We start from the raw sequence: 22,963 nt of genomic DNA on the forward strand, positions 1-22,963 counted from the left end.
AGCGCGATCCGGCCGGCCGCCAGGTCGCCGGCCAACAGCTCCTCGAACAGGAGCGATTGCCGGGCCAACAGAGCGGTCTCGTCGCCCGGCAGCAATGCGGAAAACTCGTCCCGGAAGGTCAGCAGGCAGGACGGCTCCAGGCCGACCACGCGGGCGCCGGCCCGGATGTACGGCAGGAGCGTATCGAGGGTCCGGCGTGCCTCGGCGCGGGCGCGGTCGGTCTGGCCGGAGGCGAGCCAGGTCCGGCCGCAGCAGAGCGGGCGCCGCCCCCGGGACGGAAAGACCCGGTGGAGCCGGTAGCCGGCGACCCGGAGCACCCGTTCGGCCGCCTCCAGGTTCTCCCGCTCGAAGGCGCGGTTGAAGGTGTCGCCGAACAGGATGACGTCGCGGAAATCGCCCGTGACGTCGCCGGGATGCGCCGCCTCGCCCTGCTCGCTCCAGGGGCGCCGCCAGCGCGGCAGCGACCGCTTGGCCGAGAGGCCGACCATCCGCTCCGAGAGGGCCGCCAGCGCCGGGTGCCGGTCGCGCAGGTTGAGGAGCGGGGCGAGCTTGGCGGCGATCCCGGCGTAATGCGGCATCAGGCCGATCAGCCGGTCGCGCAGGGGCAGCCCGTGGCGGGCGTGGTAGTGGTGCAGGAACTCGACCTTCATCTTGGCCATGTCGACCCCGGTCGGGCATTCCCGGCGGCAGGCCTTGCAGGAGACGCACAGGTCGAGGGTGCGCTTCATCGCCTTGCTGGTGAAGGCGTCCGGCCCGAGCTGACCGGAGATGGCGAGGCGGAGGGAATTGGCCCGGCCGCGGGTGAGGTGCTCCTCCTCGCGGGTCGCCCGGTACGACGGGCACATCGCCCCGCCGGCGAGCTTCCGGCAAGTGCCGTTGTTGTTGCACATCTCGACCGCCGAGCCGAAGCCGCCCCAATCCGACCAATCGAGGGCGGGTTTCACGGGCTCGGTCACCGCGTAGTCGGGCTTGAACCGGAACAGGCTCCGGTCGTCCATGCTCAGGGGCCGGACGATCTTGCCGGGATTGAGCCGGTTCTCGGGGTCGAACGCGTCCTTCACGGTCTCGAAAGCGCGGGTCAGGACCGGTCCGAACAGCGGCGCGATGTATTCCGAGCGCGAGATGCCGTCGCCGTGCTCGCCAGAATAGGAGCCCTTGTACCGGCGCACCAGTTCGGAGGTCTCCTCCGCGATGGCGCGCATGCGCGTCACGTCGCCCCCGTCCTTCATGTCGAGGATCGGGCGGACATGGAGGCAGCCCACGGAGGCGTGGGCGTACCACGTTCCACGGGTGCCGTGCTTGGTGAACACCGCGGTGACCGCATCGGTGTAGTCGGCCAGGTGCTCCAGCGGCACCGCGCAATCCTCGATGAACGAGACCGGCTTCGCGTCGCCCTTCATCGACATCATGATGTTGAGGCAGGCCTCGCGCACCTCCCACACGGAGCGCTGACGCGCCGGCTCCAGGATCTCCACCACGGCGTCGGGATGGCCGTGGTCGGCCATGCAGGCAGCCAGGCGCTTCAGGTCGCGTTTCAGGGCGGCGAGGTCGTCCCCGGCGAACTCCGCCAGCAGCAGGCAGTTCGGCTTGCCGCGGGTGATGTCGGCCAGCGTCGCCCGGAACAGCGGGATGTCGGCGCCGAGCACCAGCACGTTGTTGTCGACCAACTCGACCGCCACCGGATCGAGCGCCACGATGTGCTGCGTCGTCTCCATGGCGGAGCGGAACGACGGGAAGTGGCAGACGCCCATCACCCGGTGCGCGGGCAGGCGCGACAGCTTGAGGGTGACCGAGGTCGTCGCGGCGAGCGTCCCCTCCGAGCCGACCAGCAGATGCGCGAGGTTCGAGCGCGGCTCGATCAGCGCGTCGAGATTGTATCCGCCCACACGCCGCTGGACCTTCGGGTAGCGGGCTTCGATCTCGTCGCGATGGCTCTCGGCCAGCGCGCGCATGCGCCCGGCCAAGGCCTCCGCGTGATGGGAGCCCGTGACACCGGTGGCCGCGTTGCCGGTGAGGCCGAAGCCGAACGCCTCGCCGCCGGGAAGCAGGGCGTCGATCGCCAGGACGTTGTCGCTCATCTTGCCGTAGCGCAGCGAGCGGGCGCCGCAGGAATTGTTGCCGGCCATGCCACCGATGGTGCAACGGGTCGCCGTCGAGGGCTCCACCGGGAAGAACCAGCCATCCGCCTTCACGCGGGTGTTGAGCCGCTCCAGCACCATGCCGGGCTCGACCGTGATCGTGCCGGCCTCGGGATCGTAGGCGCGGATGCCGTTGAAGTGGCGCGAGCAATCGACGACGAGGCCGGAGCCGATCGGCTGGCCGTTCTGAGAGGTGCCGCCGCCCCGCAGGATCACCGGGGCGCCGTGATCGGCCGCGATCCGCAGCGTCGCCGCGACATCCGCGGCCGAGCGCGGCAGCACCACGCCGGCGGGCATGATCTGATAGATCGACGCGTCGGTGCTGTAGCGCCCGCGGGTGAACGCGTCGAACCGCGCTTCACCCTGGAGCTGCTCCGCGAGTTTCCGCGTCAATCCGCCATCCAGGCGCGCCGCCGCCCGCGGCGATGCCGCGGTTCGAGCCTTGGCTTGCGTCACGGCCGTTCCCTCCCGAAGGCGCGTCCCCGCCCATGGAAGGATCGTATTCAAAATTCACGAGGGAGGGAACGGCTGGTTGAGGGAGAGGCCTTTAGGCACACCCTGCCGATATCGCTGTCTACGGATCGATTGGACGCCCCCGCATCCACGGCGTCACCCCGGGGCCGCGTAGCGGAGCCCGGGGTCCATAACCGCCGACAGCGCAGGAACTTGCACGGTTGGTGTTTCCGGATTCCGGGCTCGCCTGCGGCGCCCCGGAATGACATTGTGAATATTCGTTTCGACGGAGCGGAAAAGATCTACGGGAACACAGATTTAATCAAAGGCCTCGTCCCGCGTACCGCCGCCCCTTTTTTGCGTATCAAGCCGTCATCGCTCGATCTTGGCGGCGAGTCCCGTCAATGGTTATCCCGCGGGACGCCCGACGCCTGCGCCACCTTCTGAAACTTCACGGAACCCTTCAGCACCATGCCTTCGTTGAGCTGCGCCACCTGGTCGCGGTAGATCTCCTGCCAGGGCGTCTGCGTCGCCGGGAACGGGAAACCGCCCCGGGACGCGAGGTCGGCACGGCGGCGGTCGAGTTCTTCGGCCGGGAGCAGGATGTCGGCGCGACGCGTGTTGAGGTCGATGCGGACCCGGTCGCCGGATTGCAGCAGCGCCAGACCGCCGCCCACCGCCGCCTCGGGGGAGGCGTTGAGGATCGCGGGCGTTCCGGAGGTTCCGGATTGGCGACCGTCACCGATGCAGGGGAGGGAGGTCACGCCGCGGCGGATCAGTTCCCCCGGCGGCTGCATGTTCACCACTTCGGCCGCACCGGGATAACCGACCGGGCCGGCGCCGCGCATGATCAGGACGGTGTTCTCGTCGATGCCGAGTGTCGGATCGTCGATGCGGTGGTGGTAATCCTCCGGCCCCTCGAACACGACCACGCGGCCCTCGAACGCCATCGGGTCCTCGGGGTTGCGGAGGTAGCGGGCGGCGAACTCCTCCGAGATCACACAGGTCTTCATGATCGCGGAATCGAACAGGCTGCCCTTGAGGTTGAGGAAGCCGGCCCGCTCCATCAGCGGTGTCTCGTAGGCCCGGATCACGTCGCGGTTCCAGCTGTGCCGCCCGCGATAATTCTCGCCGACGGTGAACCCGTTGCAGGTCGGGGCCTCGGTGTGGACCTTCCCGGCGTCGATCAGCTCGGCGAACACGGCGGGCAGGCCGCCCGCCCGGAAATACTCCTCGCCGAGCCAGCGGCCGGCGGGCTGCATGTCGACCAGCAGCGGGATCTCGAAGCCGACCCGCTCCCAGTCGTCGCAGGTCAGCGGCACGCCGATATGCTTGGCGATGGCGTTGATGTGGATCGGGGCGTTGGTCGAGCCGCCGATGGCGGCGTTGGCCACGATGGCGTTCTCGAACGCCTCCCGGGTCAGGATGTCGGACGGCTTCAGGTCCTCCCAGACCATGTCGACGATGCGCAGGCCGGTGGCGTAGGCGGCCTGCCCGCGCTCGCGGTAGGGGGCGGGAATTGCCGACGAGCCGGGCAGGGCGAGGCCCAGCGCTTCGGCCAGCGCGTTCATGGTCGAGGCCGTGCCCATGGTGTTGCAATGACCCGTGGACGGGGCCGACGAGCCGACGATGTCCATGAATTGCTGGAAGTCGATATCGCCGGCCGCGTGCCGCTCGCGGGTCTTCCAGACGATCGTGCCCGAGCCGGTCAGCTCCTTCTGGAAGTAGCCGTTGAGCATCGGCCCGACATTGAGCGAGATCGCCGGGATGTTCACGGTGGCCGCCGCCATCAGGCAGGCCGGCATGGTCTTGTCGCAGCCGGTCAGCAGCACGACGCCGTCCAGCGGATAGCCGTACAGGACTTCGACCAGCGACAGGTAGGCGAGGTTCCGGTCGAGGGAGGCGGTCGGCCGCTTGCCGGTCTCCTGGATCGGGTGACACGGGAATTCGAAGGCCACGCCCCCGGCCGCCGTGATGCCGTCGCGCACGCGCTTGGCCAGTTCAAGATGGTGCCGGTTGCACGGTGACAGGTCGGAGCCGGTCTGGGCGATGCCGATCAGCGGCTTGCCGGACCGCAGCTCGGCGGGCGTGAGGCCGAAATTCAGGTAGCGCTCCAAATACAGCGCGGTCATGCCCGGATTGTGCGGGTTGTCGAACCACGCCTTGGAGCGCAGGTCGGCGGGAGATACGCGGCGCTTCTCGCTCATGGTCGAATCCTCAGATCGTCATGCCACCGTCGATGGAATAGCTCTGGCCGGTCACGAAGGCGGCCTCGTCGCTGGCCAGGAACACCACCAGCGGGGCGATCTCCTCGGCCGTGGCCAGGCGGCCCATGGGCTGGCGGGCGATGAACGCCTTGCGGGCCTCCACGGGATCGTCGAACGCGTTGATCCGGTCGGCGAGCGACGGCGTGTCGACCGTGCCGGGACAGATGCAGTTGCAGCGGATGCCGCGGCCCACGTAATCCGCCGCCACCGACTTGGTCAGGCCGATCACCGCGGCCTTGGTCAGTCCGTAGACGAAGCGGTTCGGCAGCCCGCGCAGGGAGCCGGCGACGCTCGCCATGTTGACGATACTCCCGGCGCCGGCCTCGAGCATCCGTGGCAGGACCGCGCGGATCGTCCAGAACTGCGACCGGACGTTGAGGTTCACCGCGAAGTCGAAATCCGCGTCGCTGGCGTCGAGCACCGTGCCGGCATGGACGTAGCCCGCGCAGTTGAACAGCACGTCGATCCGGTCCAGCCCGCCGGCCACGGCCTCGATCTGCGCCCGGTCGAGCACGTCGAGGGGCGCGGTGGTGACGTTGGCTACGCCCTCGAAGGTTCCGAGTGCGTCGGCCCGGACGTCGGTGGCCAGCACCTGCGCGCCCTCGCGCGCCAGCGCCAGGACGCTCGCCCGGCCGATGCCCTGGCCGGCGGCCGTGACCAATGCTGTCTTGCCCGCGAGACGCATGCTCCCGTTCCTCCCGATCGCGCGGTCGTGGTGCCGCCTGCCCGCCAATCTGCCGTGATCCGATCCGCGGCGTAAACCGTGGTGCCCGCGTTCAGGACAACATCCGCGTGTCGCCGTCGATGGAGATCGCCTGTCCGGAGATCGTCCGGCCCCGCTGCGAGCACAGCAGCAGGATCTGGTCGGCGAGCTGCCGGGCCGTGACGTAGTCCTTGACCGACACGAACGAGAAGGCGCGCGCCTCCATCTCGGCAAAGCTCGTGCCCTGCTGCTGCGCCTTGGCCTCGAGGACCCGGCGCTGCCGGTCGCCGGCCACCAGCCCGGGTAGGATCGCGTTCACCCGGATGCCCGCCTCGCCCAGCTCGATCGCGAGGGACTTGGTGAAGCCGATCACGCCCCATTTCGCCGCCGCGTAGGGGCTGCGCAGGCCGAAGCCGAATTTACCGGCGGCCGACGACAGGTTGACGATGGAGCCGTTGCTGCTGGCGCGCAGGTGGGGCACCGCCAGGCGCGCGCAGTTGAACTGGCTGGTCAGGCAGACCGTCAGGCAGCGGTCCCATTCCTCCGGGGCGATCTCCTCGACCCGCCCGGTCGGCCCGGCGATGCCGGCGTTGTTGACCAGCACGTCGAGGCCGCCGAGATGCTCGACCGCCGCCGCCATCATGGTGCTGACCGCGTCCCGGTCGGCGACGTCGGTCCGGCAGCGCCCCACCGCCTCGGGGAGGGCGGCCAGGGCGTCCTGGTCGATGTCGCAGGCGAAGACCCGCGCGCCTTCCTCGAGGAAGGCGTCGACGATGCCGCGTCCGATTCCCGCGGCGCCCGCGGTCACGAGCACGCGCAGGCCGGCGATTCCGAGATCCATGGTCGTTCCTCCCGTCCAGGCATCGCTTCGAAGGCGTTCGTCGCCCTTCGGATGAAGCCGATGCTCACCAAAACTACGCGTCCCGCAGCCCTCCGCGGGATAGGATGAAGTCGGCGGCCTCGCGGATGTCCGCGGCGATCGCAGCCGCCGCCGCGGGTCCGTCCTGGGCCTCGATCGCCCCCAGCGCCTCGGCATGCCGGCGCAGGGCGAAACCCTGGAGCAGCCGTTCCGGGTGGGCGCGCAGGTCCAGGTTGATGACCGGACCCGCCTTCAGCCAAAGCCGGGCGATGATCGCGTGCAACGGCTCCAATCCGCAGGCTGCGTAGATGGCAAAGTGCAGGTCGCGGTTCAGCCGGACGGCCAGGGTGCTGTCCGGCTGCGCGGATGCGGCCGCCAGGCGGAACGCCGCCTCGGCCTTCCGGATCGCGACGAGTTCGGGTTCGCTCCGGCGCTCGGCGGCTCGCGCGGCTGCCATGCCCTCGACGGCCATGCGGGTCTCGGCCAGCGCCCGGAAATCCTGCGCCGTCATGATCGGCACCCGGATCGCCCGGGTCGCCGCCACTTCGAGGACGCCGTCGGCGACGAGTCGGCTCACCGCCTCGCGCACCGGCATCACCGAGACGCCGAGCGCCGCCGCGCTCTGGCGCAGGGACAGCCGGTCGCCGGGAGCGAGCCGGCCGGACGCCAGGAGGTCCGACAGGGCCTCGTACGCCGTGTCGGCCAGGGTGCGCCGTTCGAGCTGGGGTAATTCGGCGAGGGCCGACATGGAACTCATGTGCTGACACTAGACGGATCCGGCACTATCGCGCTAGTGATCTGTGATCACAGTTTGGGTGAGGGCCGCCAGAGCCCGTCAAGAATGCCCGGCTGGAGGAAACGCACGGGAGCGGAACGATGACGGATCGGTTCGGGGATTCTCTCTCTCGCCGCGGCCTGCTGCGAGTCGGCGGCGCGGCCCTCATCGCGCCGGCGCTCGCCAGCCCGGCCCTGTCCCAGGGACAGTCGGACGTGATCCGGATCGGTCACTTGACCCCTCGTACCGGCTTCCTCGGGCCGCTGGGCGAGTTCGCCGTTCAGGCCGCGCAGCTCGCCGTCGAGGAGATCAACGCCGCCGGCGGCATCGCCGGCCGGAAGGTCGAGCTGCTGGCCGAAGACAGCGTCAATCCGCAGACCGCCTCGGCCAAGGCCGAGCGCATGGTCCAGCGCGACCGCGTCGCCTGCCTGGTCGGCGAGATCAACTCCGCCTCGGCGCTGGCGATCAGCCAGGTGGCGCAGCGCGAGAAGGTGCTGTTCATCAACACCGGCGCCAACTCCGACGCGCTGCGCGGTGCCGACTGCAAACGCTACCTGTTCCACGTCGAAGCGCAGAACACCATGATGGTCCGCGCGGCGGGCCGGGCGCTGGTGGAGAAGGGCCTGATCAAGGGCAAGAAGGTCTACGCGCTGACCGCCGACTATGCCTTCGGCCACGACCTGCTCAAGCAGGCCAAGAAGTTCTTCATCGCGAACGAGGCGACGCTTGCCGGCGAGGACCTGATCCCCACCGAGCTCACCGACTTCTCGCCGTTCCTGCTGAAGCTGCGCCAGGGCCGGCCGGATCTGGTGATCTGCAACCTCGCGGGCGCGCAGATCACCAACTTCCTCAAGCAGTACAGCGAGTTCGGCTTGCCGTTTCCGGTCGCCGGCTTCGGCTTCGATACGGCGTTGGCCTGGGGCGCGGGCCCCGGCAACTTCCTCGGCACTTGGCCGGTGGTCTGGCACCACCAGATCGATTCGCCGTCGGCCAAAGCATTCGTGACGGCCTTCCGGGCCAAGTACAAGAAGCCGCCGGAGAACCAGGGCTGGGGCGACTACACGGCGATGAAGATCGTCGCCCAATCCATGAACGCGCTGAAGTCGACCGATTCCACCAAGATCGTGGAGTACCTGGAGAAGGGTGCGACCTTCGAGATCGCCAAGACCCGGGAGGGCTACTTCCGCCCCTGGGACCACGAGCTGATGCAGGAGATGTACGCGATCACCGCCCTGCCGGCGGACCAGGTCAAGAATCCCTACGACATCTTCACGGCGACCGGGCCGCTGCCCGGTCCCGGCGAGAGCCTGGAGGTCCTCGCCACCACCCGCGACGAGAACGCCTGCACCTTCCCGGCGTGAGGCGGCCATGCAGCTCGTCTTCATCCTCGAGCAGGTGCTCAACGGCCTTCTGATCGGCGTCCAGTATCTGCTGATCGCGCTGGGCCTGTCGCTGATCTTCAGCCTCGGCGGGATCGTGAACCTCGCCCACGGCGCGTTCTACGCCATCGGCGCCTACCTGACCGTCGTGCTGACTCCGACGATCGGCTTCGGCGGCGCGCTCGTCGCCTCGCCGCTGCTGGTGGCCGTACTCGGCCTCGTGATCGAGCGGTTCCTGCTCCGGCGGTTCTACCGGGGCGATCCGACGCTCGGCCTGCTGCTCACCTTCGGCCTCGCCATGGTGGCCGAGCAGGCCCTGCGCATGGCCTTCGGGGCGGCGCCGCTGCCCTACGGAATCCCGGGTTGGCTCCGGGGCCAGGTGTTCATCGGCGACCTGATCTACTCGCGCTACAGGCTCTCGATCCTGGTGGTGGCGCTCGCCTGCGTCGGCGGCCTGTGGCTGCTCCTGACCCGCACCAGCTTCGGCCGCGTGGTCCGGGCCGGCGTCCAGAACCCCGACATGGTCGCGGCTCTGGGCATTTCGCTCCGTCCGTACATGAGCGCGGTGGTGACGATCGCCGTCGGGCTGGCGGCCCTCGCCGGGACCATGATGGCGCCGGTCACCGGGGTTCACCCCGCCATGGGTGCCGAGATCCTGACCTTCGCCTTCGTCGTGGTGGTGATCGGCGGGCTCGGCTCGTTCTGGGGCGTGGTGCTGGCCGCCCTGATCGTCGGCGTGGTCCGGGGGCTCACCGCCTACGCCTACCCGCCCGCGACCGAGGCCGCCGTCTACGGCCTCATGGTGCTCGTCCTGCTGCTGCGCCCGCGCGGCCTGTTCGGCGAGCAGATCGCCCGATTCGAGTGAGCGGGAGCAGCCCCATGTCCGGAACCGCCGAACCGTTGCCGCTCGCCATCCCACAGCGCGGCCTGATCCTGCGCGAGAGCCGCCAGCTCTGGGCGGCGCTCGCCGCCCTGATCGTCCTGCCGTTCGCCCTCGACGCGATCGGCCTGACGCTGATCACCGCCACCGACGTGGTGATCTTCGCCCTCGCCGTGCTCGGCCTCAACATCCTGGTCGGCTGGACAGGCCTCGTCTCCTTCGGCCACGGGGCATGGTTCGGGATCGGGGCCTACGCGGTGGCGATCCTTCAGACCCGCCTGGCGCCGGGCGACATGGCCCTGCCGCTGTTCGGCGCGCTGGCGATCACCGGTATCGCGGCGTGCGCCGGCGGCTCCCTGATCTTGCGGCGGCGCGGCGTCTACTTCTCATTGCTGACGCTCGCGTTCACCGCGATGCTGTACGCCATCGCGTTCCGCTGGACCGACCTCACCGGCGGCGAGAACGGCATCGGCAACCTGCACCGCTGGGAGGTGCTGCAGCGGCCCGGCGCCTACTACGCCGCAGTCTCCGGCATCGCCTTCCTGGTCCTCGTCGCGCTCTGGCGCTTCCGGCGCTCGCCGATGGGAACGGTTCTGGTCGCGATCCGCGAAAACGAGCAGCGCGCCGGCTTCCTCGGCTACGCCACCAACCGCTACAAGCTCGCGGCCTTCGTGATCTCGGCATCGATCACCGGGCTGGCCGGCGCGCTCTCCGCCTACAGCCACCGGTTCACCTCGGCCGACCCGATCTCCATCGCGTTCTCGGGCGAACTGCTGGCCATGGTGGTGATCGGCGGGATGCGCTCGTTCCTGGGGCCTGCCCTCGGGGCCCTGTTCTACATCCTGTTCCGGGAGTTCCTCTCGATCTACACCGGCGACTGGCTGCTGTATTTCGGGCTGCTGTTCGTCGCCTTCATCGTGTTCTCGCCGGACGGGCTCGTGGGGATCGCGGCCCGGCTGATGCGGCCGTTCCGACGCGTACCGGGGGAGGGCGCCGCGATGTCGGCCCGCCGGCCCGGTGCCTCGGGCCGCGTCCCGGCCCGGTTCATCGCCGAGGGGCGTTCCGACGGCCCGGTCCTGGTCGCGGACGACATCCGCAAGAGCTTCGGACCGGTCGCCGCCGTGCGCGGCGTCTCCTTCGCGGTGGCCGACCGGACGCTGCACGCCCTGATCGGCCCGAACGGCGCCGGCAAGACCACGGCGTTCAACCTACTTTCCGGGCTGTTCCGGCCCAATTCCGGCCGGATCCTCCTCGACGGCCGGGAGATCGCCGGGCTCGAGCCCCACGCGATCACCCGGGCCGGCCTCGGCCGCTCGTTCCAGATCACCAACCTGTTTCCGGGCCTATCGGTGGAAGAGAACATCAGGCTCGCCGTCCAGGCCCGCCACCCGGCCCACATGAACCCGTGGCGCGACGCGCTCCGCCTGCGGAAGATCGCCGACGACACGGCCGAGCTGCTGCGCTGGACCGGTCTTGCCGGGATCGAGAAGGCGGAGGCCGGCAGCCTCTCCTACGGCGGGCAGCGGCTCCTCGACATGGGCCTGGCGCTGGCCACGCGCCCGCGGGTCCTGCTGCTCGACGAGCCGCTGGCCGGCCTGGCCGCGGCCGAGCGGGAGCGCGTCGGCGACCTGATCAAGGCGCTCTCCGCCGACATCCCGGTGCTGCTCGTCGAGCACGACATCGACCGGGTCTTCCGCCTGGCCGACCGGGTCACCGTGATGGCGGACGGCGCGGTGCTGGTGGACGGTTCCGTGGCCGACGCCCGGGACGACGCGCGGGTGCAGGCGGTCTATCTCGGCTCCGGGACGGAGGCGATCGCGGCGAAGCCGCGTGCCAGCGCCGCCGCGACCGAGACGCTGCTGACGATGGCGGGCGTCGACACCTTCTACGGCAAGTCGCACATCCTCAACGGCGTGGACCTGACGGTGCACAAGGGCGAGGTGGTGGCCCTCCTCGGCCGCAACGGCGCCGGCAAGTCGACCCTGCTGAAGACCCTGATCGGTACGGCGCCCCCGGCCGCCGGCCGGATCGTCCTTGGCGCGCAGGATATCGCCGGGCTCACGCCGGACCGGATCGCCCGGCTCGGCATCGGCTACGTGCCGCAGGGACGGGCGCTGTTCGCGGGCATGAGCGTAGCCGAGAATCTCGGTCTCGGCCGGCTGCGGCGCCTGACCGGCGCGGGCATCCACTGGGACGAGGACAAGGTCCTGGAATTCTTCCCACGCCTCAAGCAACGCTGGACCGTCGACGCCGCACGCCTGTCCGGCGGCGAGCAGCAGATGGTGGCGGTGGCGCGGGCGCTCTCCGGCGACACGCGCCTCCTCCTCCTCGACGAGCCCTTCGAGGGCCTGTCGCCGGCGGTGACCGAGGAACTGTTCGAGGCGTTCGATCGTCTGCGGCGGGAGATCGCGATCATCCTGGTGGATCATCACCTCGACCTGGCGCTGGCGCTCTCCGACCGGACCGTCGCGCTGGAGCGCGGCAGCGTGCAGTGGACCGGCGAGTCGCGCCTGCTGCGCGAGGACCAGGATCTGAGGCGGAAGGTGCTGTGGCTATGACGGAAAGCGTCGCGATCGTCGGCGCCGGCCTGATCGGCCGGGCCTGGGCGATGATCTTCGCCCGCGCCGGCTGGGACGTGCGCCTGTTCGATGCCGCCGACGGCGTCGCCCAGGCCGCGATCCCGCTCTGCGCCGCGGGCCTGCGGACGCTCTCCGAGAACGGGCTCTGCCCCGATCCAAAGGCGGCGTCCGGCCGTATCCGGGCCCCGGACGGTCTGGCCGCCTGCCTCGACGGCGTCGGCTTCGTTCAGGAGAACGGGCCGGAACGGCTCGACGTGAAGCAGGCCCTGTTCGCGGAACTCGACGCCCTGGCGCCGTCGGACGCGATCATCGCCTCCTCATCCTCGGCGATCCGCTGCTCGCTGTTCACCGAGGGGCTTCCCGGACGCGGCCGATGCCTGATCGGCCATCCCGTGAACCCGCCGCACCTGATCCCGCTCGTGGAGATCTCCGGCGCCCCCTGGACGGAGGCCGCGGTGCTGGAGCGCGCCCGGGCGACCTACGAGAGGATCGGACAGGTGCCGATCACCGTCCTGAAGGAGATCGAGGGCTTCATCCTCAACCGGCTCCAGGGCGCGCTGCTGGCGGAGGCGTTCCGCCTGGCGTCGGAGGGGTACGTGACCCCGCAGGATCTGGATAAGACCGTCGCGGACGGGCTCGGCCTGCGCTGGAGCTTCATGGGGCCGTTCGAGACGATCGAGCTCAACGCCCCCGGCGGCATCGCCGATTACTGCGCGCGCTACACCGGATTCTACAAGAGCCTCGCCGCCGACCCGGCGCCCCCGAGCGTTTACGAGGCGCCGGCCACCCAGGCGATCCTCGCGAACTGGCGAGCGCCCGCAGACCTGCCCGCCCGCATGAACCGCCGCGACGCGCGGCTGGCCGCCCTGCGGGCCCACAAGCTGTCACAGAAGGACTGAGCATGGCCTCACAGCGGAAAGTCATCATCACCTGCGCCGTCACCGGCGCGATCCACACGCCCAGCATGTCGCCGCATCTGCCGGTGACGCCGGAGGAGATCGCCGACGCCGCGATCGGTGCCGCCGAAGCCGGCGCGGCGATCATCCACCTGCACGCCCGCGACCCCGAGACCGGTCAGCCCGATCAGTCGCCGGAGGCCTTCGCCAAGTTTCTGCCGGTGATCAAGCAGCGCTCCGGCTGCGTCGTGAACATCACCACCGGCGGCGCGCCGACCATGTCGATCGAGGAGCGGGTGCGCCCGGCCGCGACCTTCCAGCCGGAAGTGGCCTCCCTCAACCTCGGCTCGATGAATTTCGGCCTGTTCGGCATGCTGGACCGCTTCAAGGACCTGAAGCACCAATGGGAGCGGGATTACCTCGGCAACAAGGACATCATCTTCCGCAACACGTTCGGCCAGATCGAGCACATCCTCACCACCTGCGGTCCCAACGGCACGCGGTTCGAGTTCGAGTGCTACGACACGGCCCACCTCTACAACCTCAAATACTTCTTCGACCGCGGGCTGGTGAAGGCGCCACTGTTCATCCAGACCGTGTTCGGCCTGCAGGGCGGCATCGGCGCGCATCCCGACGACGTGATGCACATGAAGCGCACCGCCGACCGGCTGTTCGGCGATCAGTACCGCTGGTCGGTGCTGGGCGCGGGCCGAAACCAGATGAACATCGCCGCCATGGCGGCCGCGATGGGCGGCAACGTCCGCGTCGGCCTGGAGGACAGCCTGTGGGACGGGCCGGGCAAGCTCGCCGAGACCAACGCCACCCAGGTCCGCCGCGTCCGCTCCATCATCGAGGGGCTGGGGCTGGAGATCGCGTCGCCCGACGAAGCCCGCGAGATGCTGTCGCTGAAGGGCGGGGACAAGGTCGCGTTCTGAGGAGGGTCCACCCTTGCTTGTGCGGTCGCCGACGTGGGCATATGTTAAGCCATATGCCGGGAGGTGAGCATGGAGCGCATCGCCAAGGTCTTCAGGAATAACCGCAGCCAAGCCGTCCGAATTCCGAAGGAGTTCGAATTGCCTGGCGACGAAGTGTCGGTCTCTCGACAACCCGATGGGAGCCTGATCCTTCGACCACGGCTTCGCCTCGAGGCTCTCATCGCGTCGCTGGAACCGCTTCCGCGGGAAGACAGGTTGGACGAAATCCCGGATCTCGAGGCGGAAGACGTCGTTCTGTGAGCGGCATCGTGCGCTATCTGCTCGATACCAACATTCTGTCGGATCTCATCAATCGCGGGCGGGACGGCCCAGTCGCCGCCATGCTCGAAGGGCGCACAGCCAATGTGTGCACAAGCATCGTGGCGGCCGCCGAGATCCGGTATGGCGTGGCGCGAAAAGGGTCTCAGTCTCTTGCAGACCGCGCCGAAACAGTGCTCGGAACGATTCCGATCGCCCCTCTGGCAGCGCCGGCCGATCGCTATTACGGCGAGATCCGCGCGCTCCTCACAAAGCGGGGCACGCCGATCGGGCCGAACGACCTCCTGATCGCTGCCCAATGCCTCGCCTTGAATCTATGTCTTGTCAGCGCGAACCTGAGTGAATTCCGCCGCGTTCCAGGGCTGGAAATCGAGAATTGGCTCGACCCACATGCCGTGGGCAACGACGTGCATTAACGTCGCCAGCAAGTGCCTATCCCGGCACACCAAAAACTTTGGCGAGGGCCTCATCGTCCACGCCGGTGATCTCCAGGCGCTTCATCCGGCCCTGATGGCCGGCAACGATCTGGACGGCGCCGGCCGCGATCCTGAGAGAGCCGGCGATCAGCCGTTCGAGCGCCGTGTTGGCGGCGCCGTCGACCGGCGGGGCGGCGACGCGCACCTTGAGACAGGGGGCACCGTCCGCGTCGCGGATCCAGCCGTCCACGGCGTCGCGTCCGCCGCGCGGGGTCAGCCGGACGGTCAGCCGCAGCGGTTTGACCGCCGTCTCCGACGGAGCTCGTGCCACCGCACCCGCCTTCAGAAAATCTTGCCCGGGTTCAGCCGGTTGTCCGGGTCGAGCGCGCGCTTGATCAGCCGCATGGCGCCGATCTCCTCCGGCGAGCGCGACAGGGGCAGCTTGCCGCGCTTCTCCAGGCCGATGCCGTGCTCCGCCGAGACCGAGCCGTTCAGCTCGGCCAGCGGCGCGTAGATCGCGGCGTCGATGGCCGCGTTGCCGGCGGCGTCGAGTCGGGTCGTGTTCCAGTGCAGGTTGTTATCGCCGATATGCCCGTAGACGACGGCGCGGCAACCGGGGATCGCCGCCAGGCGGTCCAGGGCGCCCCGGACGTAGCCGTCCATCTTGGAGAGCGGCACGCTCACGTCGAAGGCGCGCTCGATCCCATCGGCGTTCAGGTGCTCGACCCGGTCGCGGATACGCCACATCCCCCGGCGCTGCTCCTCTGAGGAGGCCACGGCCGCGTCGAGGATCGTGCCCTCACCCATCAGGCCTTCCAGCAGGCCGAGGAACCGGTCCGACTCCTCCGGCACGCACTCGACCTCGATGATGGCGTAGAACGGGTAGTCGTAGCCCAGCGGCGGCGTCGCCCGGCCGGGGGCAGTCATCAGCTTATAAAAATCCGGCCACAGGCCCTCGAAGGAGGACACGCGCCCCTGGAACGCGCTCTGGGCGGCGCGCAGGACCCGGGCGCCATCGTCGACCCCCGGGCAGGCGATCAGCGCGGTGGCGTAGCCGGCCGGCTCCGGGCGCAGGCGCAGGACGGCGCGGGTGACGATCCCGAGCGTCCCCTCGGTGCCGATGAAGACCTGCTTCAGGTCGAGCCCGGTGTTGTTCTTGATCAGCGGGCGCATGGACGAGACCACCGTGCCGTCCGCCAGCACCGCCTCCAGGCCCAGCACCATCTCGCGCATCATGCCGTAGCGCAGCACCCGCAGGCCGCCGGCATTCGTGGAGATCGCGCCGCCGATCGTGGCCGAGCCGCGGGCGCCGAGATCCAGCGGGAAGAACAGGCCGTTCTCCGTGGCGGCGTTCTGTACGCTCTCGATTGTGGCGCCGGTGCCGACCACCACGGTCATGCCGAGGGGATCAATCGGCTCGATCCCGGTCATCCGCTCGGTGGAGAGGGTGATCTCGTCCGGCGCGCAGAGGGTGCCGTCCACGAGGCCGGTGGCGCCGCCCCGCGGCACGATCGCGACCCCCGCCGCGTGGCAGGCAGCCAGAACGGCGCTGGTCTCGGCGGTGTTGCGCGGTCGCACGAGGGCGAGGGCCGCGCAGGGCTCCGTCGGCCGTGTCCAGTTCGCCGACCGGCCGCGCAATTCCGCGCCGGTGACGAGGCCGGACGGCCCGACGATATCGGAAAGACGCGCGAGGATCGATTCGGCGGCTGTCATCGGATGGGTCTCTGCGGCTGGGGCCGTATGGTCCGGCGTGCTGCGGGCGTCAGGCTCTGTCACAGAAGCCCGCGCGCGGCGAGATTGCGCATCAGCGCGCGGGCGCCGAACGTCCAGGGCTCGCAGGCGTCGCAGGGGCGCATGCGGTTGACGAGGCTGCCGAGTTCCGGGCTCGCCACGACGACGCGGTCGCCCTCGACATGGGTGAAGCCGAGGCCGGGACCGTGCCGGTCCTGGATCGGCGCGAACATCGTGCCGAGCAGCAGGATCGCACCGTCCGGGTAATCGTGGGTGCGGCCCATCAGGGCCCCGACCAACTCTTCCGGGTCGCGGCTGATCTCGGCGAGCGGAGAGGTACCCTCCATCCGGAACCCGTCGGTGCCGGTCACCTCGAGCGTCACGGTGGTGCGCCGGACGTGGTCGAGGTCGAAGGTCTCGTCGAACACCCTAAGGAACGGGCCCAGGGCGCAGGAGGCGTTGTTGTCCTTGGCCTTGCCCAGCAGCAGCGCCGAGCGGCCCTCGAAATCGCGCAGGTTCACGTCGTTGGCGAGGGTCGCGCCGACGATTTTCTGTTGCGATGAGACCGCCAGCGCGACTTCCGGCTCTGGGTTGTTCCAGTGCGAATCCGGGTGCAGCCCGGCGTCTGCGCCGCAGCCCACCGCCGAGAGCGGTTGCGCCTTGGTGAAGATCTCCGCGTCCGGCCCGATCCCGACCTCGAGATACTGGCTCCAGGCTCCCTGGGCGACCAGGACCTCCTTCAGCGCCATCGCGGCGGGCGAGCCGGGCTTGAGCCGGCGCAGGTCGTGCCCGACCAGGCGCTCGACTTCCGTGCGGATCGCCGCGGCCGCCGCCAGATCGCCCCGGGCCCGCTCTTCGATCACCCGTTCCAGCATCGACGTCGCGAAGGTGACGCCGGCCGCCTTGAGCGCCTGGAGGTCCACCGGGGCGAGGAGCCACGGCTGTCCGGGGTCGCGGCCGTCCGGCGGGGTGTTGGCCAGCATCGCGTCGAGGCTGCCGAGATCCGCGCCCTCGGCGGCGCGCAGAGCCGCGGCGGCGTCCGGCGTCTCGCACAGGTCGCTGACCGTCGCGAAGCGCGCCGTGACGTCGACGACGCGCGCCTCGCCGCCCGAACCCGCCCGGATCGCCACCACGCTCGGTCCGCCGACATCCGGGCGCCACACCCGGCCGACCAATGCACCCCGGACGCCGTCGGTGGGCAGGATCTCGCCTGCGGTCAGACCGGAATGTGCCATACCGTCCTCCTCCTTCGGGATCCCGCCCGCCGTCTTCGGTTCTGCCCGGCCGGCGCACCGGCAGCGGGGCCGATGCCATCGCCTTAGCATCCGGTGACGGCTCAGGCGCCGGCGGGATGTTTCATGCCGGCGGCCTCGTCACCGATCCCGGGCTGCCGGGCAAGCCCGGCCGAACCCGGCCGAGCGGCCACCGACGCCGAACTCCGACCCGGTCGTCAGGATGCAGGATCCCGCAGGAAGGCCCTGACAGAAACGGGATATGATTCAAAATTCAGGTTTCACCGACTTGCTTTCCGTTGGACGCTCAACTGTACTGCTCACACAGGAGTCGCCGTCAGAGCGTCCCTGATTGGGAGGAAGCATGGCCTCGGTGGGAATCCGCGAGGTTCGCAAGGCTTTCGGATCGACGAACGTCCTGCACGGCGTGTCCGTGGACATCCGGGACGGCGAGTTCGTGATCCTGGTCGGACCTTCGGGCTGCGGAAAATCGACGTTGCTGCGGATGATTGCCGGCTTGGAGAATATCTCCGGCGGCGAGATCCGTATCGGTGAGCGTGTCGTCAATGATGTTCCGCCCAAGGAGCGGGACATCGCCATGGTGTTCCAGAACTACGCGCTCTACCCGCACCTCACGGTTCGCGAGAACATGGCGTTCTCCATGCGGATCCGGAAGGCGCGGGCTGCCGAGATCGACGAGCGCGTCAGCAAGGCCGCGCAGATCCTCGGATTGACCCATCTCCTCGACCGCTACCCGCGCCAGCTCTCCGGCGGCCAGCGGCAGCGCGTCGCCATGGGCCGGGCGATCGTGCGCGATCCGCAGGTGTTCCTGTTCGACGAGCCTTTGTCGAACCTCGACGCCAAGCTGCGCGTGGCGATGCGCACCGAGATCAAGGAGCTGCACCAGCGCCTGAAGACCACGACCATCTACGTCACCCATGATCAGATCGAGGCCATGACCATGGCCGACCGGATCGTGGTTATGCACGACGGCGTGGTCGAGCAGATCGGGCCACCGCTGGAACTCTACGACCGGCCCGACAACCTGTTCGTGGCGGGCTTCATCGGATCCCCCGCGATGAACTTTGTGAACGGGACGGTCCGGAGGAACGGGCATCTCGTCTTCGCGGCGGATTCGGGCCTGACGATCCCCCTGAACGAGGCGCCGGTGGGCACCGAGGGCCGGAAGCTGGTCCTCGGGATGCGGCCCGAGCATTTCGATCTGGCGCGCGATGGGATCGCCGCCGAAGTCGTGGTGGTCGAGCCGACCGGGTCCGAGACCATGCTGGCGGTGCGGGCCCAGGGCCAGGACTTCACCTGCGTGCTGCGCGAGCGCGTCGGCGAGGGCCCCGGCGAGACCGTCTACCTGCGGCCGAACCGCGTGCACTTCTTCGATGCCGAGTCCGGACGACGCCTGCCGACCTGACCCGTTTTCGGTTGCCGAGCCCGGCCGCCCGGACGAACCGCGTCCCGGGGCGCGCCGATCCATCCAGGGAGTGACGCCACGATGACCAGACTCGACCGCCGTTCCCTCCTGGCGGGTGCCGCCGCGACCGGCCTCGCCGCCGGCAGTGACCTGCTGGGCTTCGCCCGGGCCTGGGCGCAGACCGCCGAGTGGAAGCCCGAGCCCGGGGCCAGCCTGTCGGTGCTGCGCTGGAAGCGCTTCATCCCCAGCGAGGACGAGGCGTTCCTGCGGATGGTCGACGCCTTCACCAAGGCGACCGGCGTCAAGGTGTCGGTCACCAACGAATCCTTCGACGACATCCAGCCGAAGGCCTCCGTCGCCGCCAATACCGGGCAGGGCCCCGACATGGTCTGGGGCCTGTTCTCGTTCCCGGCCCTGTTCCCGGACAAGTGCCTGCCGCTCGAGGACGTCGCCGAGTCGCTGGCCAAGAAATACGGCCCGTGGTTCCCGTCGGCGGAGGCCTACGGCAAGGTCAAGGGCAAGTGGATCGCGATCCCGGTGGGCTTCAACGGCGGATACCCGAACTACCGCATCTCGGCCATGCAGAAGGCCGGGTTCAGCAAGTTCCCCGAGGATACCGCCGGCTTCCTCGAACTGTGCCGGGCCCTCAAGAAGAACAACACCCCGGCCGGCTTCGCCCTCGGGCACGCCACCGGCGACGCCAACACCTGGTGTCACTGGGCGCTCTGGTCCCATGGCGGCAACCTGGTCGACGCCAACGAGAAGATCGTGATCAACTCGCCGGAGACCGCCAAGGCGCTCGAATACGTGAAGTCGATGTACGAGACCTTCGTGCCGGGCACCGTGTCCTGGAACGATTCCTCCAACAACAAGGCGTTCCTGGCGGGCGACCTGTACCTCACCCATAACGGCATCTCGATCTACGCCGCCGCCAAGAAGGACAACCCGAAGCTCGCCGAGGACATGGACCACGCGGTCTGGCCGATCGGCCCCGCCGGCAAGCCCACCGAGTTCCAGCTCGCCTTCCCGATCCTGGCGTTCAAGTACTCGAAGGCGCCCAACGCCTGTAAGGCGTTCATCGCCTTCATGATGGAGGCGTCGAACTACGGTCCCTGGATCGAGGGGGCGCAGGGCTACCTGTGCGAGCCGCTGTCGAACTACCCCAAGAACCCGATCTGGACGAGCGACCCGAAGAACGCGGTCTTCGCCGAGGCGGGACGGCGGTCGCTGGCGGCCGGCGGTCAGGCGCCGGTGAGCGAGCGCATCGCCGCCGTGCTCGCCGACTTCGTGGTGGTCGACATGTTCGCCAGCCACTGCACCGGCCGGGAGGACGTGAAGACCGCGATCCGCAACGCCGAGCGGGCCGCCCAGCGCATCTTCCGCAACACCTGAACGGCTGCAGGCCGCGGGTGTCGTACCCGCGGCCCTGATCCCGAGGCGAACCCATGGCGCACACGGCCCTGACACAGCCCGCTCCACTCGCGGTCCCGACCCGCTCGGCCTGGCACCGCCTGCGTGCCAGCCGCGGCTGGGCGGGCTTCTGGTTCATGCTGCCGACGGCGCTGATCCTCGGCCTGTTCCTGGCCTACCCGCTGCTCAAGGGGATCTGGCTGTCCTTCACCAACACGCGGATCGGCCGCGAGGGCACGTTCATCGGCCTGGAGAACTACGCCTGGCTCTGGGACGACGACGTGTTCTGGCTCTCGGTGTTCAACACCTGCCTGTACACGGCCGTGGCCTCGGTGGTGAAGTTCGGCGTCGGGCTCTACCTTGCGCTGTTGCTCAACAAGAACATGCCGTTCAAGTCGATCGTCCGGTCGATCGTGCTGATCCCGTTCGTGGTGCCGACCGTGTTATCCGCCATCGCTTTCTGGTGGATCTTCGACAGCCAGTTCTCGATCATCTCGTGGTCGCTGCGCCATCTCGGCGTGATCGACGGCAACATCGATTTCCTGGGCGAGCCGAGCATGGCCCGCGCCTGCGTGATCTTCGCCAACATCTGGCGCGGCGTGCCGTTCATCGCGATCACGCTGCTGGCCGGGCTGCAGACGGTCTCGCCCTCGCTCTACGAGGCCGCGACGCTGGACGGCGCCTCCAACTGGCAGATCTTCTCGCGCATCACCCTGCCGCTGCTGACGCCGATCATTGCTGTGGTGATGACCTTCTCGGTGCTGTTCACCTTCACCGACTTCCAGCTGATCTGGGCGATGACCCGGGGCGGCCCGGTCAACGCCACGCACCTGATGGCGACCCTGTCGTACCAGCGCGGCATCCTCTCCGGGACGCTGGGGGAGGGCGCGGCGATCGCCACCGCGATGGTACCGTTCCTTCTCGCCGCGATCGGCATCTCGTGGTTCGGCCTTCAGCGCCGGGCCTGGCAAGCCGGGGGAACCGACCGATGAGCGCACCCGCTCCGCCCGCCCATGCCGACCCGCGCCTCGCCTCCGTCGTGGCGGCCCGCCCCGCCGGGCTCACCGACGACAGCGAGGGGATGGCCTACCTGGAGCGGCTGCCGCGGCGGCTCGTGACCACCTACCTGCCGCTCCTGATCATCCTCGCGGTGCTGCTGTTCCCATTCTACTGGATGGCGCTCACGGCGATCAAACCGGACGAGCAGCTGATCGACATGGAGCGGTTCAACCCGTTCTGGGTCGTGGACCCGACGCTCAAGCACATCAACAAGCTGCTGTTCGAGACGCAGTATCCGCGCTGGCTCTGGAACACGATGTACGTGTCGGTGGCGGCTACGATCCTGTCGCTGTTCGCCAGCGTGTTGGCCGCCTATGCCTGCGTGCGCATCCGCTTCAACGGCGCGGGCTGGGTCGGCGCCGCGATCTTCCTCGCCTACCTGGTGCCGCCCTCGATCCTGTTCATCCCGCTCGCCACGATCATCCAGGCCTACGGCCTGTTCGATTCGCCGATCGCCCTGATCCTGGCCTATCCGACCATCCTGATCCCGTTCTCGACCTGGCTCCTGATGGGCTACTTCAAGACCATTCCCTACGAGCTGGAGGAATGCGCGCTCATGGACGGCGCGAGCCGCTGGCAGATCCTCACCAAGATCATCCTGCCGCTCGCCTTCCCGGGCCTGATCTCGGCCGGCATCTTCTCGCTGACGCTCTGCTGGAACGAGTTCATCTACGCGCTGACGTTCCTGTCCTCGACCCAGAACAAGACCGTGCCGATCGCGGTGGTCAGCGAGTTCGTGGACGGCGACGTCTACAAGTGGGGCTCGCTGATGGCCGGCGCCCTGCTCGGCTCCCTGCCGCTGGTGATCCTCTACTCGTTCTTCGTCGAGTATTACGTCTCCGCGCTCACCGGCGCCGTCAAGGAGTAGCGGCTTCGCTCCGGAAAAACGTACCGGCGGCCATTGTGCCGGGGCCTGCGATTGCTCAGACAATCCGCGCCGGCGCCGCGGTGTGAGAGCTGCGGGCCGAGATCGCGGAAGGTCACGCCATGGCCCACTTCATCGAGACCCGCGCCACCCTGGTCGGCGACGCCATAGCCGGGCTCCTCGCGGCCAGCGGCGGTCGCCTGGCGCGGCTGGACGGCGACCCCGACATCCGCGTGGTGCTGCGCGCCGACCTGGATGCGGACAAGGTCGCGGTGATCTCGGGCGGCGGCTCCGGCCACGAGCCGGCCCATGCCGGGTTCGTCGGGCCGGGCATGCTGAGTGCCGCGGTCTGCGGCGACGTCTTCGCCTCGCCGAGCGTCGATGCGGTCCTGGCCGGGATCCTGGCGGTGACCGGGCCGGCCGGGTGCCTGCTGGTCATCAAGAACTACGCGGGAGACCGGCTGAATTTCGGCCTCGCGGCCGAGCGCGCCCGGGCCCTCGGCCGCAAGGTCGAGACCGTCATCGTGTCCGACGACATCGCGCTCCCGGCGGCCAAGCAGCCGCGCGGGGTGGCCGGCACCCTGTTCGTGCACAAGGTCGCGGGACACGCGGCGCGGGCGAGCGCCGCGACCATCCCGGGTT

The 22,963-nt window shown here is 69.2% G+C and carries 20 protein-coding genes; 12 read left to right on the forward strand and 8 right to left on the reverse strand.

Features of this window, described 5'->3' with window-relative positions; all coding sequences use genetic code 11:
- The 5 genes from FV228_RS05120 to FV228_RS05140 all read right to left on the reverse strand — a co-directional run.
- A partial coding sequence (locus tag FV228_RS05120; RefSeq protein ID WP_147853599.1) for an FAD-binding and (Fe-S)-binding domain-containing protein occupies positions 1–2,594 on the reverse strand: 2,594 nt, incomplete at its 3' end.
- A gap of 398 nt (positions 2,595–2,992) precedes the next feature.
- Positions 2,993–4,798, reverse strand: a complete 1,806-nt coding sequence (locus FV228_RS05125; protein ID WP_147853600.1) for an IlvD/Edd family dehydratase — start codon at positions 4,796–4,798, stop codon at positions 2,993–2,995.
- A gap of 10 nt (positions 4,799–4,808) precedes the next feature.
- Positions 4,809–5,543 (reverse strand): SDR family oxidoreductase, encoded by a 735-nt coding sequence (locus FV228_RS05130; protein ID WP_147853601.1) that lies wholly within the window; start codon positions 5,541–5,543, stop codon positions 4,809–4,811.
- A gap of 91 nt (positions 5,544–5,634) precedes the next feature.
- Positions 5,635–6,402: an SDR family oxidoreductase gene (locus FV228_RS05135; RefSeq protein WP_147853602.1), complete on the reverse strand. Its 768-nt coding sequence runs from the start codon at positions 6,400–6,402 to the stop codon at positions 5,635–5,637.
- A gap of 73 nt (positions 6,403–6,475) precedes the next feature.
- Positions 6,476–7,177, reverse strand: a complete 702-nt coding sequence (locus FV228_RS05140; RefSeq protein WP_147853603.1) for a GntR family transcriptional regulator — start codon at positions 7,175–7,177, stop codon at positions 6,476–6,478.
- Positions 7,178–7,296: 119 nt separating this feature from the next.
- On the opposite strand from FV228_RS05140, the gene FV228_RS05145 reads away from it, so the two are divergent.
- The 7 genes from FV228_RS05145 to FV228_RS05175 all read left to right on the forward strand — a co-directional run bounded on the left by FV228_RS05145 (position 7,297) and on the right by FV228_RS05175 (position 14,598).
- The gene (locus FV228_RS05145; protein WP_147853604.1) at positions 7,297–8,556 is read left to right on the forward strand and encodes an ABC transporter substrate-binding protein; all 1,260 of its coding nucleotides are present in this window, start codon (positions 7,297–7,299) and stop codon (positions 8,554–8,556) included.
- Positions 8,557–8,563: 7 nt separating this feature from the next.
- Positions 8,564–9,439: a branched-chain amino acid ABC transporter permease gene (locus FV228_RS05150; RefSeq protein ID WP_147853605.1), complete on the forward strand. Its 876-nt coding sequence runs from the start codon at positions 8,564–8,566 to the stop codon at positions 9,437–9,439.
- Between the two features lie 14 nt (positions 9,440–9,453).
- Positions 9,454–12,012, forward strand: coding sequence for a branched-chain amino acid ABC transporter ATP-binding protein/permease (locus tag FV228_RS05155; protein ID WP_147853606.1), 2,559 nt, complete (start codon positions 9,454–9,456; stop codon positions 12,010–12,012).
- On the forward strand, positions 12,009–12,932 hold the full coding sequence (locus tag FV228_RS05160; RefSeq protein WP_147853617.1) for a 3-hydroxyacyl-CoA dehydrogenase: 924 nt from the start codon (positions 12,009–12,011) through the stop codon (positions 12,930–12,932). The genes FV228_RS05155 and FV228_RS05160 overlap by 4 nt, the downstream gene beginning before the upstream one ends.
- A 2-nt stretch (positions 12,933–12,934) precedes the next feature.
- Entirely contained in the window at positions 12,935–13,864 is a 930-nt protein-coding gene (locus FV228_RS05165; RefSeq protein WP_147853607.1) for a 3-keto-5-aminohexanoate cleavage protein, read from the forward strand.
- 69 nt (positions 13,865–13,933) lie between these two features.
- Complete coding sequence (locus FV228_RS05170) at positions 13,934–14,164, forward strand: AbrB/MazE/SpoVT family DNA-binding domain-containing protein (protein WP_147853608.1); 231 nt, start codon at positions 13,934–13,936, stop codon at positions 14,162–14,164.
- Complete coding sequence (locus tag FV228_RS05175; protein ID WP_147853609.1) at positions 14,161–14,598, forward strand: type II toxin-antitoxin system VapC family toxin; 438 nt, start codon at positions 14,161–14,163, stop codon at positions 14,596–14,598. Before FV228_RS05170 ends, FV228_RS05175 begins: the two co-directional genes overlap by 4 nt.
- A 16-nt stretch (positions 14,599–14,614) precedes the next feature.
- Here FV228_RS05175 and FV228_RS05180 read toward each other — a convergent pair whose 3' ends face one another.
- From FV228_RS05180 to FV228_RS05190, 3 genes are read right to left on the reverse strand one after another with little or no spacing between them, the layout of a single operon-like run.
- Positions 14,615–14,929 (reverse strand): DUF167 family protein, encoded by a 315-nt coding sequence (locus tag FV228_RS05180; RefSeq protein WP_210247783.1) that lies wholly within the window; start codon positions 14,927–14,929, stop codon positions 14,615–14,617.
- A gap of 11 nt (positions 14,930–14,940) precedes the next feature.
- Positions 14,941–16,311 (reverse strand): FAD-binding oxidoreductase, encoded by a 1,371-nt coding sequence (locus FV228_RS05185; RefSeq protein WP_147853610.1) that lies wholly within the window; start codon positions 16,309–16,311, stop codon positions 14,941–14,943.
- Positions 16,312–16,370: 59 nt separating this feature from the next.
- Positions 16,371–17,564 (reverse strand): fumarylacetoacetate hydrolase family protein, encoded by a 1,194-nt coding sequence (locus FV228_RS05190; RefSeq protein ID WP_147853611.1) that lies wholly within the window; start codon positions 17,562–17,564, stop codon positions 16,371–16,373.
- Between the two features lie 361 nt (positions 17,565–17,925).
- Here FV228_RS05190 and ugpC point away from each other — a divergent pair, with 361 nt between their 5' ends.
- The 5 genes from ugpC to FV228_RS05215 form a co-directional block, all read left to right on the forward strand.
- Positions 17,926–18,987, forward strand: a complete 1,062-nt coding sequence (gene ugpC, locus FV228_RS05195; RefSeq protein ID WP_147853612.1) for a sn-glycerol-3-phosphate ABC transporter ATP-binding protein UgpC — start codon at positions 17,926–17,928, stop codon at positions 18,985–18,987.
- Positions 18,988–19,068: 81 nt separating this feature from the next.
- Positions 19,069–20,379, forward strand: coding sequence for an ABC transporter substrate-binding protein (locus tag FV228_RS05200; RefSeq protein ID WP_147853613.1), 1,311 nt, complete (start codon positions 19,069–19,071; stop codon positions 20,377–20,379).
- A gap of 53 nt (positions 20,380–20,432) precedes the next feature.
- Positions 20,433–21,389 (forward strand): sugar ABC transporter permease, encoded by a 957-nt coding sequence (locus tag FV228_RS05205; protein ID WP_147853614.1) that lies wholly within the window; start codon positions 20,433–20,435, stop codon positions 21,387–21,389.
- An 89-nt stretch (positions 21,390–21,478) separates the two neighbouring features.
- The gene (locus tag FV228_RS05210; RefSeq protein WP_238259939.1) at positions 21,479–22,324 is read left to right on the forward strand and encodes a carbohydrate ABC transporter permease; all 846 of its coding nucleotides are present in this window, start codon (positions 21,479–21,481) and stop codon (positions 22,322–22,324) included.
- A gap of 119 nt (positions 22,325–22,443) precedes the next feature.
- Positions 22,444–22,963 (forward strand): dihydroxyacetone kinase subunit DhaK (locus tag FV228_RS05215; protein ID WP_147853616.1); only part of this gene is annotated, 520 nt, incomplete at its 3' end.

Origin of the sequence: Methylobacterium sp. WL18 (assembly GCF_008040015.1) — a bacterium.
In the GTDB taxonomy this organism is placed as follows: Bacteria; Pseudomonadota; Alphaproteobacteria; order Rhizobiales; family Beijerinckiaceae; genus Methylobacterium; species Methylobacterium mesophilicum.